This is a genomic window from Simonsiella muelleri ATCC 29453 (assembly GCF_002951835.1).
Lineage (GTDB): Bacteria > Pseudomonadota > Gammaproteobacteria > Burkholderiales > Neisseriaceae > Simonsiella > Simonsiella muelleri.
On sequence record NZ_CP019448.1, the window covers coordinates 475,275 to 501,077 of the forward strand.

Below are 25,803 nucleotides of genomic sequence, written 5' to 3' on the forward strand. Positions count from 1 at the left end.
AATGGATTTTGGACATTTCATTGATATTTGAAATGTCCACGTGTTGATTAATCAGCGCTGCGCTCTAAAGTAGAAACACCGTTGCGTTGTAACACACTACGCGTATTGCTGGCTTGAGAATTGTCCATGCGATTGGTTTGTACACGATAAGTTGTTTGACCGTTCACACTGGCTTCCACGACTTTGGCTTGTACACCCAATAATGCCAAGCGTGCGCGTTGGCTTTCAGCAGCACTACGCGAACCAAATGCACCTGCCTGAATCACGACTGCACCACGTTTTTTGTTGGCAGAAGAATCGGTAGATTTTGGCGTATTTTTCGTGCTGGCTTGTTTACGTGCCAATTCACGCGCTTTTTCAATATTGCCACTGTCCAAAATTTGTTGCGCGGTGGGTTTTACATCGGCATCTTTTTTCGGCGGTTGTGTGGTTGTGGGTTTTTTAACAGGCTCTTTGGGTGGTGTTGTTGGCTGTGTGGTTTGGGTTGGTTCTTTGGTTACGGCTGGTTTACTGGGTTGTTTAGTTGGTTCAGTCGGTGTGGTTGTGGTTTTCGGTGGACGCACGGCATTCACTGGTGGTTTTTCAATCACGGGTGGTTTAGGCGTGATTTTTTTAGGCTTATCTACTTCGGGGATATTCAAATCTTCATTTTTCAAGTTGCCTAAATTATTGTTACGCGATGGTGTGGTATGATTCGCGTTACTGCCTGATTGATTACCATGAGATGGCTTCACGCGAATAGGTGGCGTGTTGTCAATTGGTGGAATTTCGTTAATGGGTTTATCTGTGATGGGATTATCGTTGGGTTGTAATGGTTCGGTGTTGTTACCATTATCATCAACAGGCGCGGTATTATCTGTATTCACAGATGGTTGCGTATTGATATTGGTATTTTCAGGCTGCGATGCTGCTTTACCATTATCGTCAATAGGTTCCACGGTTTGTATCGCGGTATCGCTGGCAGTGTCAATCTGTGGATTGCTGGCAGGTTGACTGGGCGTGATGGTTGGCGTATCAACTACATTATTGGGTGTGGTGGGCTGTTTAAAATCACGCTTACTGTTGCTGTTGAGCATCAGCAAAACCGCGATAATAATCATGGTGGCAAGCACCAAACCAGCTAAAAAGCCGACCAAGCCTTTGCCAAGCTGAAATCTTGCATAGGCGTGCGTGTGTTTACGAGACATATTTTACCTTTAAAATGAAAATGATGGATAATCAGGGCAATGCTTGGCGACAAGGCGCAAAATATTTCAGGCTGCCTGAAATGCAATATTCTGATATTGTAACAAAATCTTTTCAGGGATTAAACCAGCTTATATACAGATTTTTGGGGTGAGTGCATGACACAAAAAAACAATAAAATGACTGGTCAAATCATATAATGAAATCAATCCCTAATATTTGTATTTGATTTAATTTATATTTAATATAATTTAACTAACCATTGAATTCAATTTTTTTTATTTTGAAATTTGAAAAATTATGACATTTTCTGTAATTAATAGCCGCGCTTTAAGTGGTATGGATGCACCACTTGTGGAAGTTGAGACACACTTGGCCAATGGATTGCCGCAATTTAACATCGTAGGTTTGCCCGATACCGAAGTGAAAGAAAGCCGCGACCGTGTTCGTGCCGCAATTATTCAAAGTGGGTTTGAATTTCCCACGCAAAAAATCACCGTGAATCTTGCGCCTGCTGATTTACCAAAAGAGTCAGGGCGTTTTGATTTGCCGATTGCGATTGGGATTTTGGTGGCATCAGGGCAAATTTTGGCAAATAATCTTGAACAATATGAATTTGCTGGCGAATTGGCTTTGTCAGGTAAATTGCGTCCCATTCGTGGTGCATTTGCGATGGCTTGGCAAGGACAACAAGCAGGTCATGCGTTTGTTTTGCCAAATGAAAATGCCCAACAAGTGGCGATTATGTCGCACATTGAAGCGTATGGTGCAGACAGTTTGGCGGCGATTGTTTCGCATTTAAATGGTATGGAAAATTTGCCACGTGCTACGCCTGTGGTTTTCAGGCAGCCTGAAAATATGCAATCGCCTGATTTAAAAGATGTTAAAGGGCAACATACAGCACGTTTGGCTTTGGAGATTGCGGCGGCTGGCGGGCACAGTTTGTTGATGATTGGGCCGCCAGGGACGGGTAAATCCATGTTGGCGCAACGGTTACCGAGCATTTTGCCGCCATTGAGCGCAGATGAACAAATTGAAGTGTGGGCGTTGCGTTCGTTGCTACCGCAATATATGCAGGATTTCAGCACACAACGACCGTTTCGCCAGGTGCATAATTCCAGCAGTTCAGCGGCGTTGGTGGGCGGTGGTTCTGACCCACGTCCAGGGGAAATTTCGTTGGCAAATCATGGTGTTTTGTTTTTAGATGAATTGCCTGAATTTGACCGAAAAGTATTGGAGATGTTACGCGATCCGTTGGAAAGTGGCGTGATTCATATTTCACGTGTGGCACGCCAAGTAACATATCCTGCTAAATTTCAATTGGTTGCAGCGATGAATCCGTGTCCGTGCGGTTATTTTGGACACGCGACCAAACCATGTCGGTGTACGCCTGATAGTGTGAAACGGTATCGCGATAAAATTTCGGGTCCTTTGTTGGATCGAATTGATTTAACAATAGAAGTACCTGCGCTTTCTACGTCTGATTTGACGCAAACGCAAGCGGGTGAAAGCAGTGCAGACGTGTTGCAACGTGTGTTGGCGGCACGTGAATATCAGCAAAAAAGACAGAATAAAATCAATGCCAAACTCACTTCTCATGAATTGGACACGTTGGCGAATATTTCGGACGATGCGAAACAATCTTTGGCGCAAATGTTGGATAAATTATCTTTATCTGCAAGAAGTTACCACAGAATTTTGCGTGTAGCACGAACATTGGCAGATTTATCGGGCGATGAAACGGTGGAACGCGCCCATGTTTTACGTGCTGTCAGTTTCAGGCGTGCTTTGTAAAATTGTAATTGTTTAGAACCTGTGTTCGTAAGATTGGTAACTTGATTTTATTGTCAATAATATGTTCAAAAATATTTCAGGCTGCCTTGCAGTACGCGACAAAAATAGGTAGATTCGGAAGAATTGTTGTGTGCTGCAAGGCAGCCTGAAAAAAGGTAGTAAGATGAAATTAAACTGGAAAAATATATTGATTCAAACTGTACAAACATTGGGTTTGATATTCATTATTAGTGTGGCGGTGGATTACTGGCGCAAACCGAACGCACCTATGAATGCAGCCACTGCGCCTTTTGTAACATTGAAACAATCGCAACCACAAACGTTGGCGCAATTGAGTCAAAATCAAACGGTGGTGTTGTATTTTTGGGGAAGTTGGTGTGGGATTTGTCAATATACTTCGCCTGTTATCAATGACTTACAGAAAAATGGTGTACCTGTTTTGGGGGTGGCTTTGCGTTCAGGCAGCCTGAAAGATGTGCAAAATTATATGCAGCGAAATCAACTCCAATTTGACACCATCAATGACGAAAAAGGCACTTTATCACAACAATGGGCAGTGCGCGTTACACCGACCATTGTATTGATTAAAAATGGAAAAGTGGTGCATAGTACCACTGGATTGGCGAGTTATTGGGGTTTGAGAATGCGCGTGGCGTTGGCAAATGGCTTGGGTTGATAATGTATTCCGTTATTACATTGTCCTGTATTAAGTCGCAACTGAAAGAATTTCTCCATACGCTAACTTTCTCTTGTCAGCGCGCATTTGGCTGTAAATGCATGTTTTAAATTTTTGTTAATTTGGCAAAGGCGGTATTTAGTTCTTTCACACCTTGTGCGCCAAAATTGATGGTTAAATTGGCTGAACCGTTGCCTTTGTCGCTGGCATCAATAATCACACCCACACCAAATTTTTCATGTCGCACATTTTCGCCAATCAAAAAGCCATCAAATTCACGTGGTAATTCGGTGCGTGAAATGGCGGGTGCAGTTTGATTAAAAATCAAATGGCTGTTGTCATTTAGATTTCTAGATTTGCTTGGTGGTGATAAATGATGCAACAGTGAATCGGGAATTTCATCCACAAAACGTGATGGTACGCCATATTGCATTTGTCCATGCAACATTCGCTGTTGTGCCATGCTGATGTACAGCCGCTTGCGGGCGCGTGTGATGGCAACATACATCAATCGCCGCTCTTCTGCCAAACCGCCAGCTTCATTCATGCTCAATTCGCTAGGGAAACGTCCTTCCTCCATTCCTGAAATAAAAACTGCATCAAATTCAAGACCTTTAGCGGCATGAACCGTCATTAATTGGACAGCTTGGTCGCCACTCCCTGCTTGATTTTCGCCACTTTCCAACGCGGCATTACTCAAAAAGGCAATCACTGGCAAGGCTGGATTGTCTGCCAAATTTTCAGGCAGCATATCCAATTGCACGTCTTCTACGCGAAAACCTGTAGCGGCATTGACCAATTCTTCTAAGTTTTCCACGCGTTCTTGTTCTGAAATTTGCTTTTGATTTTGATAATGCTTGATTAATCCACTCAAATCCAACACGCTTTTGACCAGTTCAGCCAGTGAGACCACACCTACTTGTCCGCGTAATTGTTCCACTAATTCAATAAATGGCGCAATTTTCTTGCCCATACCTTGTGCGGCTTGCCACAGGCTGCTATTTTGTTGTTGTGCAGCAGCCTGAATATTTTCAATGCTGCGCGTTCCGATGCCACGTGGTGGAAAATTAATCACGCGTAACAAAGCATTATCATCATTTGGATTAATCGCCAAACGTAAATAAGCCAGCGCATGTTTGACTTCCAAGCGTTCGTAAAAGCGCAAACCACCGTAAATTTTGTACGAGATGGCAGCCTGAAACAAAGCTTGTTCCAACACGCGAGATTGTGCGTTGCTACGATAGAGTAGGGCGATTTGATTTAATTGCCAATTTTCTCGTTTCAATTCTTTGATTTCATTTACAATAAAATCTGCTTCTGCGATATCATTGTAGGCAGCAAAGAAACTAATTTTTTCACCAGCTTCAGCATCAGTACGCAAATTTTTGCCCAAACGATCGGTATTATTTTGAATCACAGCGTTAGCAGCTGCCAAAATATTGCCTACTGAACGGTAATTTTGTTCCAACTTAATTGGCTGATTAATTTGGAAATCGCGTAAAAACTGCGTCATATTACCGACATTTGCACCACGAAAGCGATAAATACTTTGGTCGTCATCGCCTACCGCAAACACCGCTGCGCCACCGTCTGCCAATAATTTTAGCCAAGCGTATTGTAGTTTATTTGTATCTTGAAATTCGTCAACCAAAATATGTGTGAAACGGCTTTGATAATGCGCTAAAAGTGCAGGATTGGCGTTTAAAATTTCATAACTTCGCAATAATAATTCCGCGAAATCCACCACACCTTCGCGTTGGCATAATTGTTCGTATTCGGCGTAACATTTGATTAATCGTTGCGTGAATGGGTCGGGCGCGTCCAAAACGTTTGCGCGTAAACCTGCTTCTTTTTGCGCATTGATGAAACCCTGTAGCGTGCGTGGTGCAAGGCTCTTTTCGTCAATATTTAATTGTTTTAACAAACGTTTAATAATAGACGCTTGGTCGCTGCTGTCTAAAATTTGGAATGTTTGTGGCAAGCCTGCATCACGGTAATGCAGCCTTAAAAATCGGTTGCAAATGCCGTGAAATGTACCAAGCCACATGGCGCGTAAATTGTATGGCAACATGGCAGATAGGCGCGTTTGCATTTCTTTGGCGGCTTTGTTGGTAAAGGTTACCGCCATGATGTTGTGGACACCAGCGTGTTGATTTTGCAACAGCCATGCGATGCGTGTGGTCAAAACGCGAGTTTTGCCACTGCCTGCACCTGCCAAAATCAATGCGGAAGTTTTGGGATTACATTCAACAGCTTGGGCTTGTTGTGGATTTAAATGTCGGAGTAAGTCAGGGGTATTATCTTCAAAAAACATGGTTTCAGGCTGCCTGAAAAATTAAAGATGCGTGAATTGTATAGTGAAATTTGTGATGAGACAAAAATACAGGATTGCACAAATGGCAGTGGCGAATAATGTAAAAATTGTTTAGAATATATAAGTTTATATTTATTAATCGTAAATTTGAGTATGTTTGAGCGTTTATTTACCGAAATTTTCCAAAAATCGTCAGCAGAATTTGTTTCTACGGAATATGTGCTGCGTGTTGCCGAGGTGGAAAAATCCAATCGTGAAATGAAAATCATGGTTCAATATGAAACGGCGAATGTGCCTGAAATAAATTTTCGTAAAATCAAGAAAATAGAAATCATCGCAGATGGCTTTTGGGCAAAAATTTATTGAAATCGACTGTAAATTTTGAATAAAATGCCAAATTTTTTTTAATACCACATTAATTGGATTACCTGAAAAATATGATGATTCAATTGAAAGATAATTCATGAAACGCGCTTATCAAATACTCACGGTTTATACATTATCATTATTTGCGCCGATGTGGGCGTATGCGGCTGATGTGTCCAATGATGCGCCGCCGTCCGAACCCATACCCGATACGCCACCTGTCGCGCCGCCCGAGCCTGAAACAGATTTTGATATTACTCAAAATCAACAACGTAAAACCGAAAATCAACAGCCCGAATCCATACCTGAAACCACACAATCTGATGGCAGCAAACGTTTACGCTTGAGTAAAGACGAATTGGCAAAGCAGCCTGAATTATTATATCGCGCATTGTCGTCTTCAATTTTGCTGCGAAATGTGGAAGGCGTGCGGACATTGCTGCCCATCTATCAAGAACAAACGCAACAACCTAAAGATGAATTATTGATTGATTTGTCTGAAGGCATGATTGCGCGTGATGATGGCAATGCAGGCAAGGCCGCGAAACATTACCAAAAAGCGTTGGAAAAAAATCCTAATATGGATTTGGTGCGATTGAATTTGGCGCAAGTCTTATTTGAAGATCACCAAAATCGTGAATCAGATAAATTATTTGAACAAATTCAATCAGAAACTGAATTGCCCAATAATGTACGCGATTTAACGCAAAGTTACCGCAAAATACTTAAAAAACGCAGCAGAATGAATGCGTATGCTCATGCAAATTACACACGCAACAATAATGTTAACAACTCACCCAAAGAGCGCGTTATTCATACCCGAAATGGCGCGTGGTATTTGCCTGAACCTGAATCGGCACAAGGAATTTCTTATCGTGCGGGTGTGGGTAAAGATACACCATTATTCAAAAATTACACGTTTCGTACCAATGCGGATTTGTGGGGTAAATTTTATTGGGATAACCACAAATATGACGATTTGAGTACGCGTGCCAGTGTGGGTGTGGCGTATCAAAATGCGCGAAGTGAGATGGCGGTGTTGCCTTATTATGAACGCCGTTGGTTTGGTACGGAGAAATATGCCACTGAAAAAGGCATACGTTTAGAATCATCGCATTGGATTACGCCACGACATCAAGCTTTAGTCGCAGCCGAAGTTGGGCGCGATACTTATGATACGCGCAAATTTCTCAATGGACGTGTCAGTAATTTATCGGTTACTTGGTTACACACACCGAGTAATCAGCAATATTTCACGTTGGGGACGGATTTTTCGCGTAAATCCGCGCAAGATAGCAGTGATTCGTATCGCCGTCAGGGGATTCGGGCGAGTTGGTCGCGGTCGTGGAAACGCAGTGGTTTGGGGACAACTTTGACGGCAAATTATGGGCAGCGCGAATACGATACCAATGATTTTTTTAATATTGTTCGCAAAGACAAAGAATATTCTGCTACGCTATCGGTTTGGCATAAAAAAGTGCAATTGTGGGGCATTACGCCACGTTTGGTAGGTGTGTATTATCGTAATGACAGTAATCATTTTATGTACGATTACCGTAAAGCGTATGCGTTTATTCAGTTGAGTAAATCATTATAATTTTCAGTGGATTCGCAAAAAATCATCAATAAAATCAAGTTATCAATCTTACGAACACGAGTTCTGAAACGTTCAGGCAGCCTGAAAACAAAATATCAAGGAAAAAATAATGAGTAAACAAGAGAATAAAGACGAACGTGATGACACCATGCGTCTAGACAAATGGCTGTGGGCGGCGCGATTTTTCAAAACACGCAGCCTTGCCAGTCGCCAAATTGATTTAGGACGCGTGTCGGTCAATGGCGTAAAAGTGAAAACCAGCAAATACATTGTGGTGGGCGATGTAATTGATTTAACGCTCAATTCATTGCCCTACAAATTAACCGTATTGGCACTCAATCATCAACGCCGCCCCGCACCCGAAGCTCGTCTGCTTTACGCCGAAGATACCCAAACCATCGCTAAACGCGAAGCCCAAAAAGCCTTAGACCAAGCCAGTCGCATTACCGCCGCCTACCCAGACGGTCGCCCAACCAAACGCGACCGCCGCCAATTAGACCGCGTCAAGCGTGGCGAATGGTAATGGGTGTGTTTTGAGGCAGATTGAAACAAAATTTTATTTAAATTAAAAAACATGGCGTATCGCCGCCATACCCACTCTTTCGCTCCCCACGCTGGTTGACAAAATAATGATTAGGATGGCTACCTGAAAATTATTCGCAATATGTTATAATCGCGTTTTTATTCTAGAATCTCATTTTCAGGCAGCCTGAAAGTATTCCATCTACAGAAAGACAACAAAATGGCAGCATACAACACCCAAAAAGTGTTATCCGTACATCACTGGACGGACGCTTATTTTTCATTTACTTGTACACGCGATGAAAGCCTACGCTTTGAAAACGGACAATTTGTCATGATTGGTTTAATGGGTGATAACGACAAACCCATCATGCGCGCTTACAGTATTGCCAGCGCAAATTGGGAAGAACATTTAGAATTTTTCAGCATCAAAGTCCAAGACGGACCATTAACCAGTAAATTACAGCATTTAAAAGTTGGCGATGACGTTCTCGTCAGCAAAAAATCAACAGGCACACTGATTGCCAGCGATTTAAATGAAGGTGCTAAGCATTTGTATTTGCTATCAACTGGTACAGGTTTAGCTCCATTTTTAAGCGTAACTCGCGACCCCGACATTTACGAACAATTTGAAAAAGTAATTTTGGTACACGGTGTGCGCAAAAAAGAAGATTTGGCATACTACGACCATTTCACCAAAGATTTACCCAATCATGAATTTTTAGGTGAAATGGTACGCGAAAAATTGATTTATTATCCAGTCGTTTCGCGTGAACCTTTTGAACATCAAGGACGTTTAACCGATTTACTCAAATCGGGTAAAATTTTTAAAGACATCGGTCTGCCCCCCATCAATCCTAAAGACGACCGCGCCATGTTGTGTGGCAGTATGCCCATGAACGCAGACACCGCCGCGATTTTGAACAATTTCGGCTTGGTGGCATCACCCAAAACAGGGGTTCGCGGCGATTATTTAATTGAACGCGCATTCGTAGAACAATAATCTCCCCTTTTTCAGGCAGCCTGAACGCATATTTTCAGGCTGCCTGAAAATTTATTTCATTATTTTTTATTTAAAATAAATATGTTGCCTGAAAATATTATTCACTATCCATCGCCAGCCAAGCTCAATTTGGATTTACGCATCATCGGTAAACTGCCCAATGGCTACCATGCCCTAGAAAGTATTTTTACCCTAATTAATCTGCAAGATACGATTTGTATCACGCCAAGACACGACACGCAAATCATGCTCCATACCCCCACGCAAGGCGTTGCACCCGACCAAGATTTGACTGTTCGTGCCGCCCAAGCCTTACAACCATTGGCTTCAGGCAGCCTGAAAGGTGCGGACATTTGGTTAGACAAACAAATTCCAATGGGTGGCGGCTTAGGTGGTGGCAGTTCAAATGCAGCTACTGTATTGATGGTACTGAATAAATTATGGAAATGCCGCTGCACCATGCAACAATTATTGGACATTGGTTTACGGTTGGGGGCAGATGTGCCATTTTTTATTTTTGGGCAAACGGCGTTTGCGCGTGGTGTTGGTGAAGATTTGCAACCCATTGAAGTACCTAAGCAATATTACGTTTTGGTACGCCCAGATGAACACGTTGCCACACCGAAAATTTTCGCCCACCCCGATTTGCCACGCAACAGCCCCAGCAACCCAAATCCCAGCTACCAAAATTTGCAACCGCTACGCAATGATATGCAAGCTGTTGTTTTACAAAATTATCCTAAAGTTCAGGCAGCCTTTGACATTTTGCGACAATTTGGTACACCGCGCATGACGGGTTCGGGGTCATGCTTATTTTTGCCGTGCGATAGCGAAATCCAAGCCACGCAAATTCAACAAAAGTTGCCTGAAGATTTACAAAGTTGGTGTGTAAAAAACATCAATCCGCATCCTTTGTTTCAATTATTATCAAATACATAAAAGATATTTGAGTTAATGAGCTTGACGCAGGCTAAAAATATCTGCATAATACGCGCTTTCTAACCGATACCAAGTCGGTTAGTTGGGGAGTCGTCAAGCGGTTAAGACACTGGATTTTGATTCCAGCATGCGAAGGTTCGAATCCTTCCTCCCCAGCCAAATAAAACCCAATTTTGGGGAGTCGTCAAGCGGTTAAGACACTGGATTTTGATTCCAGCATGCGAAGGTTCGAATCCTTCCTCCCCAGCCAAATAATGAAGCATGTATGTTTTTATTCATACATGCTTATTTTTTCAAGCTGCCTGAAAAATATTTTCTGCTAAAAATTGCTGCCAAATTCGGCTAATTTCGTCTTGCCACGCCAAATCAGCAGGCATCAACGCCGCTAATTCTGCCAAAATTTGTGCCAAATTCATTGGCTGCTCCGCCACCAAATTCAGCAAAATCCATTCAACCGCACTGGTGTTTTTCGTCATTACTTGCGCTTGAGCATTGCGCCAAATGACCATATTTCCTACTGGCGCAACCGTTGAATTTTCAAAAAAATTAGCGTATTCAATTGGATATTCGCGAATTTGAACACTGGGCGCAAGTGTGTACGCATCTGCATTTTGCGAATAATCGCCATCTGTTGCCGTTTCCGCTGCCAATTGCGCCAACTCCAAATCCATTAAATGGAACAAATAATCAGGCAATTGATTGTTTTTGCGTAAAAAATCATAAAATTGCTGCGGAATATCTTGAAAAAATGGGCTGTGCGCTGCGCCTTGTTGGATAAATTGTTCTTCTAATTCAAACCATTGATTATTTTGTAAATATTTTGGTGTTTCGGTAAAACATTTGTCCAAAAAATGAAACAAATTATTGCGAACCAATTGCGCATAAATTGCAATGCGATCTGCTGGGAAATCGTGTGGCAAATTTGGATGACGGACGGCTTGCGCCAATTTTTGCAGATGATTTTGCGATGGGTTTTCAGGCTGCATCAAATTTCTTTCTTATATTTTTTCTGTAAATTTTCAATATGTTGTACTTCATTTAATAATTCATCAAATGTCGGAAAATGAAAATCGCGTTCCAACAAAGTCGGCGGAATTTGCGGCAATTGCGCGTAAGCATAATCCAGCAAATCCCACACATTTTCGTGGACGGTTTCGCCGTGCGTGTCAATCAAAATTTGCGGATTATCGGCGTTGTGTCCTGCGATGTGAATGTATTTGACGCGATTTTTATCCACATTATCAATAAATTGCTTGGCGGGCAACAACTGATGATTGATGGCATTAACATAAATATTATTTACGTCTAAGTGAATATAACAATCAGCTTCTTGGGTGATGGCATTGAGAAATTGAACTTCATTCATCTCGGCAAGCGGCGAATGAAAATAATACGATGTGTTTTCAACAGCAATTTTTTCACCTAAAAAATCCTGCACTTGGCAAATACGTTTAGCAATGTGGTGTACCATATCTTCTGTAAACGGCACGGGCAATAAATCGTATAAATGCGCATTGTCTTGACTGAAGCTAATGTGTTCGGAGAAAAATGATGTGTGATACTGTTGCATCATCTGTTTGATTTGTTTAAGTAACTCAAAATCTAGCGGCGCAAATCCACCCAGTGACAACGATAAACCATGCAACGCAAGCGGATAACGTTCGGCTGCTTGGTCAAATTGATGGCGCAGTATGCCGCCCATTTTCAGCCAATTTTCTGGGGCGGCTTCAATAAAATGTATTGGTGTATCATGTGGTTGTGATAGTAAATCTGTCGCCAATGCACGGCGATAGCCCAATCCTGAACCTGTTAGCATCAATATTCCTTTCAGGCTGCCTGAAAATACGGTAAATTATAGTCGTTTAAATTCACCATAAAAAAGGCGACAAAAAAAATTATTCTGTCGCCTTGATTTGATTATTTATTTTGCGCCGCCACAACCACCTTCGCTGGATTTGGTGGCTGCACCACAACTGGCTTCAGTTGTTTTACTTGGCGCTGCGCCACAACCTGCTTCGCCTGATTTGCCTGCTGCACCACAAGTGGCTTCGGCTGCTTTAGACGAGTTAGGCGCAAGGTTAACAGGCGCACCGCTGGCGGCTTTAGTGGCGTTTTGGCTACTTTGTACAGTGGTTTGCTTGGTTGATTTAGTGGCTGGTTTTTGCGCAGCTGCTTGATTGCACGCAGTTAATGACAATGACAACGCGCCTGCTAAAGCCACAATAGATTGCTTATTCATAGAAATTACCTCTGGTTGAAAATCAAAAATATAAACGAAAATCGCATCATAACAAATAAATTCACTGACCATCTTGTCAAATTGGTGCAAATTATCATCAATTTGTTAAAAATTTTTTAGGTAGCCTGAAAATTCAGACAAAAAATAGCAAGTCTTTTATAATACGCCTCAATTTTTTAACTCTTATTCTTTTCAGGCAGCCTGAAAAATATCTTCAGGCTGCCTGAAAGTACAACGAAAGTAATTGAAAATATGAAATTTATTGACGAAGCCAAAATTGAAGTAGTCGGCGGTAAAGGCGGCAATGGCGCAGCCAGTTTCCGCCGTGAAAAATTCGTACCGCGTGGCGGGCCAGACGGTGGCGATGGCGGACGCGGTGGCAGCGTGTTTGCGGTTGCTGATGAAAATGTGAACACGTTGGTGGAATACCGTTTCGTGAAAAAATACCAAGCGAAAAACGGTGAAAAAGGACACGGCGCAGACCGCTATGGCGCAGGCGCAGACGATATTGAATTGCATATGCCAGTTGGCACGCTGATTCGCGATGTGGACACCGATGAAATTGTGGCGGATTTGACTTATCACGGACAGCGCGTATGCGTAGCACGTGGCGGCAAAGGCGGTCTGGGCAATATTCACTTCAAATCGTCCGTGAACCGTGCGCCTAAACAATCCACACCTGGAGAAGATGGTGAAGCGCGTACTTTGCAATTAGAACTGAAAGTATTGGCAGACGTGGGTTTGCTCGGCATGCCAAATGCAGGCAAATCCACGTTAATTCGTGCGGTGTCGGCAGCGCGTCCGAAAGTGGCAGATTATCCGTTTACCACTTTACACCCAAATTTAGGCGTGGTTCGCACAGACGAAAACAACAGTTTTGTCATGGCGGATATTCCCGGACTGATTGAAGGCGCGGCAGAGGGCGCGGGTTTGGGGCATCGCTTTTTGAAACATTTATCGCGTACAGGTTTATTGTTGCATGTGGTTGATTTAGCACCCTTTGATGAGACAACCGACACAGCTGGCGAAGCCTTGGCGATTATCCACGAATTGCGTAAATACGATGAAAATTTGTACGACAAACCGCGCTGGTTGGTGTTGAATAAATTGGATATGCTGGACGATGAAGAGGCTGAACAACGCGCCAATGATTTTTTGAACGCGATTGGTTGGGATTATCCTGCGCCTGATGACCGTTTTGAATTTGACATGAATACGCCAAGATTATTTAAAATCAGTGCATTAACACACGAAGGCACGCAAGAATTGATTCAGCAAATCACGCGTTATTTAAACGAGAAAAAACGTTTGCAAGCCGAAGCTGATGCCATCGCTAAAGCACAAACGCAGCCCGAAATCACGGCTATTGTGCAAACCGATATGTCTGTTTTTAAAGCAGAATAATGCAATTACAAGGCATTTTACCGTTTGCTCATTCATTGCTTTCAGGCTGCCTGAAAACAGGCGACATCGCCGTTGATGGCACAATGGGCAATGGCAACGACACACTTTTTCTTGCGCAACTCGTTGGCGAAACAGGCAAAGTGTATGCGTTTGACATTCAAGCTGCCGCGCTGCTGGCAACTGAACGGCGGTTACGTGAAGCTGATGTGTTGACGCGTGTTTCGTTGATTCAAGTGGGGCACGAAAATTTGGCACAATATGTTCCGCAGAATGTGGCGGCGGCGGTGTTCAATTTTGGCTATTTGCCGCGTGGCAACCACGCGATTACCACGCTGCCTGAAACCAGTTTACAGGCGATTCAATCAGCTTTAAATTTATTAAAAATCAATGGATTGCTTGTTTTAGTAGTGTATCATGGACACGAAATGGGCAAATTGGAAAGCCACGCCATCAATCATTTTGTCGAGCAATTACCGCAAAATGCGTTTCGCGTATTGCGTTATGAATTTGTCAATCAAGCGAATTGTCCGCCGTATATTTTGGCAATTGAAAAATTAACTGTATTGTCATGAAGACAGCCTGAAAAAATATAACATTGAAATTTTATGCCACTATAAATTTTCAGGCTGTCTTAGAACCTGTATTCACAGCCAAGAGCGATGTCTTTATTGTTCCATTTGGTAAGCCTGCTGCGTTGAATTTCATACCAATAGGGAAAATTGGTATGAAAAATTCGCCTGATATTCGCATCAAATGGGACAAAAATCCATTTCACGTTGACTATGAAGACAGGTTCTTATTTTGTTTACATAAGAAACGTTCTATAATCGCGCATTTTATTTGCCAGAATATTTTGCCGTATTCATTTTCAGGCAGCCTGAAAGCGAATAGTGCAAAATATTTTGAAATTTTGAGAACCTTATGATTCCCGATACCATTCCTTTGCCTAAAGACATCAAGCGTCCGCCAGAAACCGTGTTGGTGAACATCACGCCACAAGAAACGCGTGTAGCGATTTTAGAAGAAAACAATATTTGTGAATTGCATATCGAACGCAATTCAGGACACGGTTTTGTGGGAAATATTTATTTGGGCGTGGTGCGGCGTGTTTTACCAGGTATGCAAAGCGCGTTTGTAGACATTGGTTTGGAACGCGCTGCATTCTTGCACATCGTTGATATGCTGGAACAAAAACAAAATCCAGATGAAACGCAACGCATTGAACATATGCTGTTTGAAGGGCAAACGTTACTGGTGCAAGTCATCAAAGACCCAATTAACAGCAAAGGTGCGCGTTTGTCCACGCAAATTTCGTTGGCAGGACGATTTTTAGTACATTTGCCACAAGATGAACACATCGGCATCTCCCAACGTATTGAAAATGAAGAAGAACGCGATAGTTTGCGTGAACGACTCAACGCTCTGCTACCTGAAAATGCGTGTCATGGTTACATCATTCGCACCAGCGCAGAAACCGCCACCGACCACGAATTGCAAGCCGATATTGATTATTTAACCAAAGTGTGGGAAAACATTCAAAAACAAGCCAAAACGTGTCTTCCTGAAAGTTTGTTATATCAAGATTTGCCATTGAGTTTGCGTATGTTGCGTGATATGTTTAATGACAATACGGTGCAAATTTTGGCAGATTCTAAATTGAATTACGAAAAAATGGCGCAATTTGCCCAACTTTATGTGCAAGGTGCGGCAGATAAATTACGATTATTCCAAGGCGAACGCCCATTATTTGAAACCTATGGCGTAGAAAGTGCTATTAATCAAGCACTTAAACCGCGTGTTAATTTGAATTTTGGCAGCTATTTGATTATTGAGTCCACTGAAGCCATGACCACAATTGACGTGAATACTGGCGGATTTGTCGGTTTGCGAAATTTTGATGAGACCATTTTCAAAACCAATTTAGAAGCGTGTTATGCGATTGCGCGTGAGTTGCGTTTACGGAATTTGGGGGGCATGATTCTGATTGATTTCATAGACATGACGCTACCTGAACACCGTGAAGCCGTGTTGCAAGAGTTTGCCAAAGCCTTGAGTCTTGACCGCACACGCGTTACCCTCAATGGTTTTACCAGCTTGGGTTTGGTGGAATTGACGCGTAAACGAACGCGCGAAAATTTGAATCACGTTTTGTGTGAATTCTGTCCCGTATGCGAAGGGCGCGGCAGACTGAAAACCGCGCAAACCGTCTGCTATGAAATTCAACGCGAAATTGTACGCGAAAGTCGGCGATTTGATGTCAAACAATTTAGGATTATCGCTTCGCAACCTGTGATTGATTTATTTTTGGACGAAGAAGCGCAATCATTGGCGATGTTGATTGATTTTATTGGCAAACCCATTTCATTGGAAACCGATAGATATTATTCACAAGAACAATATGATATTGTTTTGGTTTAATTTTCAGGCAGCCTGAAAACTATTTTGGAGAAAATATATGTATTTTGTAGACAGAAGCGTGGTTGTATTAAAACCCACACAAGATTTTTTAGATTGGCTTAACCAAACCAATTCGGACGACATGCCCGATTTGACATTGAATCAAATTCGCAGTAATTGCACCACATTTTTGATTCCTCAATTTGATGAACCAGAACAAGCAGTTGCCTATATTAGTGAACGTTATCAAGCGATTTTTGACGCAGAATTATCGGGCTGGGTGGGCGATGACAACGAATTGCCACCGAATCGGGATTTTGAAATGTTTATGAATTTCTTTGAATTGGAAGTTCATGACACGGTGTTGGATTTGGAAGAAGTGGATTTACATAATTCGCGCGTGGTTGGCGAATAATGCTGAATGATTTTCAGGTAGCCTTTCGTGCTTCTAAAATACGAAAGGCTTTGATTTTATGTTTATTTTTAATCAGTTCGTGGAGCGTTTGGGTGTATTTTTTTGGGACAACGCGTTGGTGTTTGCTGACTGGTGTATTGGCAGCGGTGGCGTGGTCGTGGCGCGAACCGAACACAGTACAATATTTGCGAATTGACGATGAATTTCAAGCATGGATTTTACTGAACAATCAATCAGATTGGCATCAAGCACAATTGCTTTCAGGCAGCCTAATTCACCGTTGGGGCTGTTTTTTGCAATGGCAAGTTGATGAGCGCGTGATGTGGCAAGTGGTGTTGCCTGATATGTTGGATTCGGAAACGTTTCGCCGTTTGCGTGTGTGGGCGATGTTTGGACAAAAAGTGTGATTTTCAGACATCAGGCGATGACTCGCCACCACGCGTTTTGCTTTTTCAAGCTGCCTGAAACAGCGAACGCCCCTTATTCAGACTGAAATTTTTATTTGCCTTTTTTCAAATATTTCTCTAACCAAACAATAGCTTGTTTTGCACATTCTTGTTCGGCAGTGCGGCGACTGGAGGCTTGTGCGTAAAAAATTTTACCTAACTCACCCAAATCACAAGACACATCAAAAATTGCATCGTTGCCTTCACCAGTTTGTTTGTCAATGCGGTATTTGGGCAACGTTAATTTTTGTCCCTGCAACAATTCTTGCAACGAGGTTTTGGCATCTTTGGCGGACTGACTTGTATCTAATTCTTTGATTTTTTGAGAAAATATCTTTCTAATAATTTTTTCGGATGTGGCAAAATCTGAATCCAAACTGATGGCAGCAAACAACGCTTCCAATGCATCAGCCAAAATAGATGCACGGTCGTGTCCACCGCTTTTCAGTTCCCCCACACCCAAAAAGAGCGCATCACCGATGTGTAATTGGCGCGCAATGTCAGCAAGCGTGGCTTCTTTCACCAGTTGAGCGCGAAGTGGCGATAGGCGACCTTCGGGCAATTTCGGAAACGCTTCATACAACATTTTTGCCACCACATAATTCAAAATACTGTCGCCAATAAATTCCAATCGTTCATAATTTTGCGAACTGTAACTGCGATGGGTTAAGGCTTGTTGAATGAGATTGGGGTTTTTAAATAAGAAATTGATTTCTTGTTGCAATTTTTGTTGTGCAACTTGTCGTGGCGTGGATTTCATAATATATGGAATTGAATGAAAATAAAATAATAATTTGATTTTTCAGGCAAAAACCTTTGCAACATAATAAAAATGTATTCATTTGATTTTTATATCATATCCTAAGGCTGCCTGAAATCAAACGAACATTTAGAATGTGTGTGTTACGCCCATATACAAATTCATGCCTTTGGTTTTGTTGCTGCCACGATAACCCGACACACCTACATTCAAATTGCCACCTGCAAACACTTGTTTCACACCCAAGCTGGCACTGGTTAAGTTGCGTCCCACTTTGTCCGCAGGCACATCAAACACCAACAGTGGCATCGTACTCAATCGCGCCGACACATTTTTTTCAGGCTTCAAAAAATTGTGGCTAAAATTCAGGCTGCCTGAAAACGAAGTGTTAGGCAAAAAACGCCATTCTGCATTCACACCCACTTCACCATTTACGGATTCGCGTTTGATTTTACTGAATAACATCGCAGTAGAAAGTGATGATTGATCTTCGCTCAATTGTTCGATTTGTAGGCGTTGCGCGTTTGCGCCCAAATACGGTTCAAATGCCAATTTGTCGTTCAAAGCAGAAAAACGATAACCGCCACGTACCCCTACACTCATGCGGTAGCCATCGGCATTGGCTTGATGACGGCGTGTGGCGGTACCCAATTTCACGGTACGCGATGTGTCTAATTTTAAATGCTCATAACCAAATTGTGCGTTCACACGCGCTTTACCAAAATTTTGGCGATGAAACACACCTCCCCCGACGCTTTGTACTTCGTGGCTGCCTGCATCATTGTCCCAATTGTGTTTTTGTACGCCACCTTCTACATACACACCCGTGTGCCCATTACCATGACTAAAACTTGTTCCCAATGACAAAGTCGGCAAACTTTCGCCATCGCTGACCAAATTGTTGTATCTATGTGTGGTGCTATCTACCCAAAATCCATGTTCATTTTCAGGCAGCGTGTTCATTTTACGATATAAATCATTTTGTTTTTGCACACTTTGTTGCGCCAAACCGTCAACCACACGCCCAATTTGCGTGGGGGCTTCCAAAACCGAAATAGCATGATCACCAATCAACGCATGACCGCCACCCGATGGGTGCAAGCTGTCGGCGAAAAAATAGGTTTTATTGGCATTTTCTGTGGTTAATGTATTGGTGTTACACAATAAAGCGTTGCTGGTGGTGCAGGCTGCCTGATGGATATTATCAAAACCATACTGACTGGGATTCGCTGCGACTTCCTGCATCAATGTAAACATATTGATGGGAATCACATTAGCATGAGATTGTGTTAATTCCGTGTATAATAAAGTGTTGTAACCTGCGGTGGCGGTGGTGGCGACTTTTTGTGCGGTGGCACCTTTCGCGACCATTGCTGGCGACAAACCCACATCAGGCACATTCGGCACAATAATATAATTTGCACCCGCATCGGCTAATTGGCTAATGGCAGTAGCGGTTTGTTTGGCGGCGGTGGTTAATAATGCGGTGGCGTTAGCTGGGTCGGCTTGAGCGGCAAGCAAATTATTCGCGCCAGAAGTCATGCCATACAACGCATTACCATCGGCTTGACCATTATGTTTTTTGAGGTAGTTAGCGACTTGAGTTTGCGTAGAAAGAACAGGCACGTTACCCAATGCAGCGTTAGTGGTATCCGTACCAGCCAATGCGCCACTCACTGCGTAATTCGTGCCATTTTGGCTAACGGATTTGGCTGACGTACCATAATGTTCCGCCACATTTTCTGACCAAACTTTGTCGGGATTGGTGGTAAATTTACCAGATGGATTGGCAATTCGTGTGGTGGCAGCGGCAAAATAACCGCTATCGGTTTGGCTGTCGCCAAAAAAATAACTTTCACTGAATGTGTTGTTTGCATGAACGTGTGCGCTGCTCACGGCTAATGCAATTAGAGTTAAACGTGTTTTCATATTGTGTAAAAAAATGGAAAAGAATATGATGGTTTATTCTAACCTGAAATGCGTTTTTTATCTAATTGATTAATTCTTTATCATGCCAACTAAATGAAAAGTGTCTGATTTTTGAAATGATATGATGAAATAATTTTTCAGGCAGCCTGAAACCTTTGCAAAATCTCATCTTTAGTGCATTTAAGTCTCAAATGCTTTTTTGTCATGAATATTGGCTGCATGAACCACAACATAACAACAGATTACCCAACGTATCAACAACCATATGTCGCTTACGACCTTTGATTTTTTACCCTCATCAAAACCCTTATCATGTGCAGCAGAAGCTGTCTTGATACTTTTTTGTGAATACAGTTTCTTAATTTCTTTGTCATATTAGATAGTGCGCAACGCTTTTTGCTGCAACTGTGCCAATTGCGTAATCCCTTTTTGTCCCAACGCAATCAATGTTTGCAATTCCGCTAAACTAAATGCTGCACCTTCTGCTGTTCCTTGAATTTCAATGATTTTATCTGCATTCAACATCACTAAATTCACATCGCTGTCGCAGTTAGAATCTTCGGGATAATCCAAATCCAAAAGCGGTACACCACCCACTACGCCCACAGAGACTGCCGCTACACTACCAATTAATGGTGTTTCAGGCAGCCTGCCATCATTTAACATTTTTTGAATGGCCATTTTCAATGCCACAAATGCGCCTGTAATACTGGTCGTGCGTGTGCCACCATCGGCTTGAATCACATCACAATCAATCAAAATTTGACGTTCGCCTAATTTTTTCATGTCCACGCAAGCGCGTAAACTTCTGCCGATAAGGCGTTGAATTTCTTGGGTGCGTCCTGATTGTTTGCCTGATGCGGCTTCGCGTTTCATGCGAGATTGGGTGGATGCAGGCAACATTCCGTATTCGGCGGTTACCCAACCTTCACCTTTTCCGCGTAAAAAAGAAGGGACGTTTTGGTCAATGGTGGCGGTGCAAATGACTTTGGTGTTACCGCAACTAATTAATACAGAACCGTCTGCATGTGGCAGAAAATTGGGTTGAATTGTTATCTCACGCAATTCGTTAGCGGCGCGTGTGGTGCGTTGATAGTTCATGGGTTGCTCCATTCAAAAATAACTTGAATTATATCATTCTCTAATGATTAAAAATATTTTCATATTATCTGTGCCATCGCTTTTAATGATTTCAGGCTGCCTGAAAATATTTGGTTTGTTTGATTCAAAATTGCACTGGTTTAGATTTCGCTGAAAATCATTTTTATACATTCATCTCGTGCTAAAATAATGCTTTTTCGTTCGTGATTGGATTATGATGTCAGGCGATTTTAACCCAGATTCAAATTTTAAAATCATTGTGTTAGGCATTGCGCTGGTTTTGTTTGGTGCAACGGCTTATTTGGGCTACCGCTTTATTGTTGAAGCCGAACGCAGCGCATCTGGCATCAATCAAGAGCCTTCGTTTAATAAAGGCAAAGATTTGGATTTTTCTCACTTTCAAGATTCCATTCCTTTGCCCAGTAATCATCAAATCAGAATGGCAATCAATCATGACGGCACGAGCATGGGTGATGATTTGGAAATCAAAGCAGGCGAATTTGCTTATCAATATAGTCAACCTGTGATACGTATCGCGTTGCACAATCGTGGCGGTTTTGCCATCAGTTCGGCGGCAGTGAGTTTGTCGTTGTTTCTTGATGATGCGAAAGAAGCCGTAGCCAATGCGGTTGGTGTGCCCATTTTGTTTAACAAACCGCTTTTGCCTGAAGAAGATACGGTGGTTTCTGTGCCTGTATCGGGCGATTTGTGGCAAAATGAAAACGTGCGCCGTGCCAGCAGTCGGCGCGTGTTGGTGCAGATTATTTCCGTGAGTAATGGCGACAACGAAAACGCCGAATACACACAAACCAGTCAAGGTGTTTATCTCACACAAACGGGCAATGATTGGCGTGTGGCGGCAGATACCACGCCCAGCAATCGTGTTGCCAGCACGGTGTCCAGCAGTGCGCCGCCCCCTGATTTTGCAGACCCTACCGCAGGTATGAATTTGACGATTCCACAACCCATACCCGCGATTCCGATTGAGCCTGTTACCGATTTGAAAATAGATAAAATAGATGATAATACAGATGATTTATTCTATTCAAATCAACTGAATAATGATGCTTTCAGGCAGCCTGAAAATAATTCGCCATCATCTGATTCATTGCCAGAACAAACGGGCGTGATTTCGTATGAATTTAAAGAATTTAAGAAATAAGAATCCGTATTCATGGTCAAGCGTGATGTCTTTTTGTCTCATTTAGCACGCCGAACGCTATTAGCATGAAATTCGTATCAACTGGGAATACAGGTTCTAACATTTTGACCAAAAAGTAATAAATTGGAATAATTATGTTACACAATAAAAAAGTATTGGTTGCGGGATTAGGTAGCACGGGTGTATCGGTGTTGGCATATTGCGCTCATGTGGGTGTGCAGGCGGCTGGTTATGATGCGCATTTGTCTGATAATCAAGAAGCTGATTTAACGAAAAAATTTCCACAATTTCCCTTATTTTCAGGCAGCCTGAAAACGGTTTTGGTGGATTATGATGTGCTGGTGTTGAGTCCGGGTATGACGCGCAGGCAGCCTGAAATCCGCGAATTTGAAGAGCGTGGAGGTAAAGTGATTGGTGATGTGGCTATTTTGGCAGATTTATTGAAAAATCAATCTGATAAAATCATCGCCATCACGGGCAGCAATGGCAAAACCACTACCACCAGTTTGGTGGGCTATTTGTGTGAACAAAGTGGTTTGGACACGGTTGTGGCGGGCAATATTGGTATGCCTGTGCTGGAAGCGTGGTTGGTACGTGGCGGAAAATCGGCCGATGTTTGGGTGTTGGAGTTGTCTAGTTTTCAATTGGAAACAACAGATTATCTTGATGCAGACGCAGCGACTTGCTTGAATATTTCGGAAGACCATTTGGATCGTTACGATGATTTATTAGATTATGCACGCACCAAAGACATGATTTTCAATGGAAAAGCAATTCAAGTATTGAATGCAGATGATGCGTTTTGTTGTGCGATGAAACGTGAGAATCGTCCTATTCATTATTTTTCATTGAGTCAATCTATTGATTATTATTTGGATTCTGTTTCAGGCAGCCTGAAGCATCAAGGTGCAGATTTGATGCCACAAACGGACATTCCTTTGCAGGGCAGTCATAATGTGGCGAATGTGCTGGCGGCGTTGGCATTGTGTGAGAGTGTGGGCTTGGCGCGAGCAGATTTACTTAAATATATTCGGGTATTCAAAGGGTTACCTCATCGTGTAGAGAAAGTTGGCGAAAAAAATGGCGTCATTTTCATTGACGACAGCAAAGGCACCAACGTGGGAGCAACTGTGGCGGCTATTGTGGGGCTACCTGAAAAAATTTGGTTGATTGCGGGCGGTATGGGCAAGGGGCAGGATTTCACGCCGTTGCGCGGTGTGTTGCGCGGCAAGGTTGGCGCGGTGTTTCTGATTGGCGTGGATGCGCCGAAAATTGCGCGAGATTTGGATAATTGTGGCGTGGATTTGATTTTCTGCGACACGCTGCCTGAAGCCGTGCAACGCGCTTATTCACAAGCAAAATCGGGTGATATTGTGTTGTTGAGTCCTGCGTGCGCGAGTTTTGATATGTTCAAAGGTTACGCGCATCGTTCGGAGGTGTTTGTGGATGCGTTCAATCAGTTGTAATTAATTGTATTGCACTTTTCAGGCTGCCTAATGACTGTTGCAGCCTGAAAAATTGTCGCTAACAAAACAATACGCTTTAACCAAAATTCACAATCACGTATAATTCTAATTGCCCAATCAGGCAATTATTTACCCCCAACGCGAAAGGGTAACATATGTTTCCCAATCTCAAAATCAAACAAAATCAATCAGGTGAAGAAGAAATGGCTTTTGATAGCTTAATGGTGTTCACAGGCAACGCCAACCCCGAAATGGCGCAACGAGTTGCCAAACATTTGGATACAACTTTGGGTAATGCGTCTGTCAAAAAATTCTCTGATGGCGAAATTGCCATTGAATTACTGGAGAATGTGCGTGGACGCGATGTGTTCATTTTGCAGCCCACTTGTGCACCAACCAACGATAATTTAATGGAAATTTTGACGATGGCAGATGCTTTCAAACGTGCATCGGCTGGACGCATTACTGCTGCCATTCCTTATTTTGGTTATGCGCGTCAAGACCGTCGTCCGCGTTCTGCGCGTGTGCCGATTTCTGCCAAACTGGTTGCCAATATGCTGGAAGCGGGTGGGATTGACCGCGTTTTAACGGTGGATTTGCACGCCGACCAAATTCAAGGTTTTTTTAATGTGCCTGTTGACAATATTTACGCCACACCCATTTTGACGCACGATATTATGCAACAACGTATTGAAAATTTGATGGTTGTTAGCCCTGATATTGGTGGCGTGGTGCGCGCGCGTGCGGTGGCGAAAATGCTCAACAGCGATTTGGCAATTATTGACAAACGCCGCCCCAAAGCCAATGTAGCTGAAGTGATGAATATTATTGGCGATGTCTCTGGCAAAACGTGTTTATTGATTGATGACATGATTGACACGGCCAATACGTTGTGTAAAGCTGCCTCTGCACTGAAAGAACGTGGCGCAGAACGCGTGTTGGCGTATGCGACTCACGCGGTGTTTTCAGGTGGTGCGGTGGAGCGTTTGAATTCATCTGATATTGACCAAGTTGTGATTACTGACACGATTCCATTATCAGATGAGGCGAAAAACAGCCCGCGTATTCGTCAAGTGTCTATTGCGGGTTTGTTCGCTGAAACTATTCGCCGAATTTCTAATGAAGAATCAGTATCTTATTTATTTAATGAAGATTTAGTTCACCCTAATTCATTTATTTTGTTGTAAAATACGCGATTTATAAATTTCAGGCTGCCTGAAAGCAATTTTCAGGCAGCTTGTTCCTTTGTCGCAGAGTTGGTCGCAGCTTGGCAGCGACATTTTTTAATTTAATCTTTTTAAGGAATTAACATGACAGTTATTCAAGCAACTATTCGTTCAGAGCAAGGTACGGGTGCGAGCCGCCGCCTGCGTCATGATAGCAAAGTACCAGCCGTGGTATATGGTTTGGGTGAAACCAAAGCCATTACAGTGGATCACAAAGAAATGTTCTATGCTTTGCAAAAAGAATCTTTCTTCACGCAAGTTTTGAAATTGAACATTGATGGCAAAGAACAAGATGTGATTGTGCGCGATTACCAAATGCACCCAGTAAAACGCCAAGTGCAACACATTGATTTCCAAGCAATTGATATCAACCAGCCTGTTCGCATCAAATTGCCTATCCATATCAAAAATGCTGAAATTTCTCATGCTGTGAAAATGCAAGCAGGTCGCGTTTCTTTGTTGGTAACGGTGGTGGATTGCTTGGTTGATCCAAAAAATATTCCTGCTGCTTTGGAATTGGATTGCGCGAAAGTAGTCGCTGGCGATATCTTGCACTTGTCTGATTTTGTTTATCCAGAAGGTGTGCAAAGCATTGCCTTGAAACGTAACAGCAATTTGGCTGTAGCAACCGTTACAGGTAAAAAACGTTAATCATTAATTATTAATGATATAGTGGATTAAAATAAAAACCCCCTAGCGTTGCAATTTTAATTCACTATAAAACCGCTATTTGATGATTTTCAGATAGCGGTTATTTTATTTTCAGGCTGAAACCTTTGCAAAACTATCCATCGTCATTACCGCGCAGGCGGTAATCCATTTTTAATCTTAAATAGATTTTTAATCAATCAAATAAAATCAA

General features: G+C 42.6%; 26 protein-coding genes and 2 tRNA genes. 20 read left to right on the top strand and 8 right to left on the bottom strand.

Features of this window, described 5'->3' with window-relative positions; genetic code table 11:
* Positions 1-47 precede the first annotated feature (47 nt).
* A complete protein-coding gene (locus tag BWP33_RS02310) occupies positions 48-1,187 on the bottom strand; it encodes an SPOR domain-containing protein (RefSeq protein WP_002640982.1) in 1,140 nt (379 codons plus the stop codon).
* A 20-nt stretch (positions 1,188-1,207) separates the two neighbouring features.
* Between BWP33_RS02310 and BWP33_RS13095 the strand changes: the two genes are divergently transcribed.
* The 3 genes from BWP33_RS13095 (at position 1,208) to BWP33_RS02320 (ending at position 3,655) form a co-directional block, all read left to right on the top strand.
* The gene (locus BWP33_RS13095) at positions 1,208-1,339 is read left to right on the top strand and encodes a hypothetical protein (protein WP_263479606.1); all 132 of its coding nucleotides are present in this window, start codon (positions 1,208-1,210) and stop codon (positions 1,337-1,339) included.
* Between the two features lie 146 nt (positions 1,340-1,485).
* Positions 1,486-2,979 carry a YifB family Mg chelatase-like AAA ATPase gene (locus BWP33_RS02315; protein WP_002640981.1) on the top strand — a complete coding sequence of 498 codons (1,494 nt, stop codon included), beginning with the start codon at positions 1,486-1,488 and terminating at the stop codon, positions 2,977-2,979.
* A gap of 163 nt (positions 2,980-3,142) precedes the next feature.
* Positions 3,143-3,655 (top strand): protein disulfide oxidoreductase, encoded by a 513-nt coding sequence (locus BWP33_RS02320; RefSeq protein WP_002640980.1) that lies wholly within the window; start codon positions 3,143-3,145, stop codon positions 3,653-3,655.
* A 106-nt stretch (positions 3,656-3,761) separates the two neighbouring features.
* On the opposite strand, the gene BWP33_RS02325 is transcribed toward BWP33_RS02320, so the two are convergent.
* Positions 3,762-5,969, bottom strand: a complete 2,208-nt coding sequence (locus BWP33_RS02325; RefSeq protein WP_002640979.1) for a UvrD-helicase domain-containing protein — start codon at positions 5,967-5,969, stop codon at positions 3,762-3,764.
* Between the two features lie 153 nt (positions 5,970-6,122).
* Between BWP33_RS02325 and BWP33_RS02330 the strand changes: the two genes are divergently transcribed.
* The 7 genes from BWP33_RS02330 to BWP33_RS02360 all read left to right on the top strand — a co-directional run bounded on the left by BWP33_RS02330 (position 6,123) and on the right by BWP33_RS02360 (position 10,646).
* Positions 6,123-6,335 carry a hypothetical protein gene (locus BWP33_RS02330; protein ID WP_002640978.1) on the top strand — a complete coding sequence of 71 codons (213 nt, stop codon included), beginning with the start codon at positions 6,123-6,125 and terminating at the stop codon, positions 6,333-6,335.
* A 97-nt stretch (positions 6,336-6,432) separates the two neighbouring features.
* Positions 6,433-7,932 carry a surface lipoprotein assembly modifier gene (locus BWP33_RS02335; protein ID WP_002640977.1) on the top strand — a complete coding sequence of 500 codons (1,500 nt, stop codon included), beginning with the start codon at positions 6,433-6,435 and terminating at the stop codon, positions 7,930-7,932.
* A 109-nt stretch (positions 7,933-8,041) separates the two neighbouring features.
* Positions 8,042-8,455, top strand: a complete 414-nt coding sequence (locus BWP33_RS02340) for an RNA-binding S4 domain-containing protein (protein WP_002640976.1) — start codon at positions 8,042-8,044, stop codon at positions 8,453-8,455.
* A gap of 219 nt (positions 8,456-8,674) precedes the next feature.
* Positions 8,675-9,457: a ferredoxin--NADP reductase gene (locus tag BWP33_RS02345; protein ID WP_002640975.1), complete on the top strand. Its 783-nt coding sequence runs from the start codon at positions 8,675-8,677 to the stop codon at positions 9,455-9,457.
* 81 nt (positions 9,458-9,538) lie between these two features.
* Positions 9,539-10,396 carry a 4-(cytidine 5'-diphospho)-2-C-methyl-D-erythritol kinase gene (ispE, locus tag BWP33_RS02350; protein WP_002640974.1) on the top strand — a complete coding sequence of 286 codons (858 nt, stop codon included), beginning with the start codon at positions 9,539-9,541 and terminating at the stop codon, positions 10,394-10,396.
* 83 nt (positions 10,397-10,479) lie between these two features.
* A tRNA-Gln gene (locus BWP33_RS02355) sits at positions 10,480-10,555 on the top strand.
* 15 nt (positions 10,556-10,570) lie between these two features.
* A tRNA-Gln gene (locus tag BWP33_RS02360) sits at positions 10,571-10,646 on the top strand.
* Positions 10,647-10,689: 43 nt separating this feature from the next.
* Here the strand turns inward: BWP33_RS02360 and BWP33_RS02365 are convergent.
* The 3 genes from BWP33_RS02365 to BWP33_RS02375 form a co-directional block, all read right to left on the bottom strand.
* Entirely contained in the window at positions 10,690-11,382 is a 693-nt protein-coding gene (locus BWP33_RS02365; protein WP_002640973.1) for an HvfC family RiPP maturation protein, read from the bottom strand.
* The gene (locus BWP33_RS02370; RefSeq protein WP_002640972.1) at positions 11,382-12,212 is read right to left on the bottom strand and encodes an HvfB family MNIO-type RiPP peptide maturase; all 831 of its coding nucleotides are present in this window, start codon (positions 12,210-12,212) and stop codon (positions 11,382-11,384) included. The genes BWP33_RS02365 and BWP33_RS02370 overlap by 1 nt, the downstream gene beginning before the upstream one ends.
* 105 nt (positions 12,213-12,317) lie before the next feature.
* Entirely contained in the window at positions 12,318-12,635 is a 318-nt protein-coding gene (locus tag BWP33_RS02375; protein ID WP_002640971.1) for a hypothetical protein, read from the bottom strand.
* A gap of 252 nt (positions 12,636-12,887) precedes the next feature.
* On the opposite strand from BWP33_RS02375, the gene obgE reads away from it, so the two are divergent.
* From obgE to BWP33_RS02405, 6 genes are all read left to right on the top strand, one after another.
* Positions 12,888-14,039: a GTPase ObgE gene (obgE, locus tag BWP33_RS02380; RefSeq protein WP_002640970.1), complete on the top strand. Its 1,152-nt coding sequence runs from the start codon at positions 12,888-12,890 to the stop codon at positions 14,037-14,039.
* Positions 14,039-14,611 (top strand): tRNA 5-(aminomethyl)-2-thiouridylate-methyltransferase MnmM, encoded by a 573-nt coding sequence (gene mnmM, locus BWP33_RS02385; protein WP_002640969.1) that lies wholly within the window; start codon positions 14,039-14,041, stop codon positions 14,609-14,611. The genes obgE and mnmM overlap by 1 nt, the downstream gene beginning before the upstream one ends.
* Before the next feature lie 152 nt (positions 14,612-14,763).
* A complete protein-coding gene (locus tag BWP33_RS02390; protein WP_002640968.1) occupies positions 14,764-14,964 on the top strand; it encodes a hypothetical protein in 201 nt (66 codons plus the stop codon).
* Positions 14,961-16,457 carry a ribonuclease G gene (gene rng / locus BWP33_RS02395; RefSeq protein WP_002640967.1) on the top strand — a complete coding sequence of 499 codons (1,497 nt, stop codon included), beginning with the start codon at positions 14,961-14,963 and terminating at the stop codon, positions 16,455-16,457. The genes BWP33_RS02390 and rng overlap by 4 nt, the downstream gene beginning before the upstream one ends.
* 37 nt (positions 16,458-16,494) lie before the next feature.
* Positions 16,495-16,851: a hypothetical protein gene (locus tag BWP33_RS02400; RefSeq protein WP_002640966.1), complete on the top strand. Its 357-nt coding sequence runs from the start codon at positions 16,495-16,497 to the stop codon at positions 16,849-16,851.
* Positions 16,851-17,258 (top strand): protein YgfX, encoded by a 408-nt coding sequence (locus BWP33_RS02405; RefSeq protein ID WP_051010332.1) that lies wholly within the window; start codon positions 16,851-16,853, stop codon positions 17,256-17,258. The genes BWP33_RS02400 and BWP33_RS02405 overlap by 1 nt, the downstream gene beginning before the upstream one ends.
* Before the next feature lie 91 nt (positions 17,259-17,349).
* Here BWP33_RS02405 and rnc read toward each other — a convergent pair whose 3' ends face one another.
* The 3 genes from rnc to rph form a co-directional block, all read right to left on the bottom strand.
* Positions 17,350-18,057 carry a ribonuclease III gene (gene rnc / locus BWP33_RS02410; RefSeq protein ID WP_002640964.1) on the bottom strand — a complete coding sequence of 236 codons (708 nt, stop codon included), beginning with the start codon at positions 18,055-18,057 and terminating at the stop codon, positions 17,350-17,352.
* A gap of 129 nt (positions 18,058-18,186) precedes the next feature.
* Positions 18,187-19,986 (bottom strand): autotransporter outer membrane beta-barrel domain-containing protein, encoded by a 1,800-nt coding sequence (locus BWP33_RS02415; RefSeq protein WP_002640963.1) that lies wholly within the window; start codon positions 19,984-19,986, stop codon positions 18,187-18,189.
* Positions 19,987-20,361: 375 nt separating this feature from the next.
* Entirely contained in the window at positions 20,362-21,087 is a 726-nt protein-coding gene (gene rph / locus BWP33_RS02420; protein WP_002640962.1) for a ribonuclease PH, read from the bottom strand.
* Between the two features lie 214 nt (positions 21,088-21,301).
* Here rph and BWP33_RS02425 point away from each other — a divergent pair, with 214 nt between their 5' ends.
* The 4 genes from BWP33_RS02425 (at position 21,302) to BWP33_RS02440 (ending at position 25,592) form a co-directional block, all read left to right on the top strand.
* Positions 21,302-22,249 (top strand): hypothetical protein, encoded by a 948-nt coding sequence (locus tag BWP33_RS02425; RefSeq protein ID WP_158666806.1) that lies wholly within the window; start codon positions 21,302-21,304, stop codon positions 22,247-22,249.
* A gap of 131 nt (positions 22,250-22,380) precedes the next feature.
* Positions 22,381-23,715 (top strand): UDP-N-acetylmuramoyl-L-alanine--D-glutamate ligase, encoded by a 1,335-nt coding sequence (murD, locus tag BWP33_RS02430; RefSeq protein WP_169315039.1) that lies wholly within the window; start codon positions 22,381-22,383, stop codon positions 23,713-23,715.
* A gap of 203 nt (positions 23,716-23,918) precedes the next feature.
* A complete protein-coding gene (locus tag BWP33_RS02435; RefSeq protein WP_155999512.1) occupies positions 23,919-24,902 on the top strand; it encodes a ribose-phosphate pyrophosphokinase in 984 nt (327 codons plus the stop codon).
* 123 nt (positions 24,903-25,025) lie between these two features.
* Positions 25,026-25,592 (top strand): 50S ribosomal protein L25/general stress protein Ctc, encoded by a 567-nt coding sequence (locus BWP33_RS02440; protein ID WP_002640958.1) that lies wholly within the window; start codon positions 25,026-25,028, stop codon positions 25,590-25,592.
* Positions 25,593-25,803: the final 211 nt, after the last annotated feature.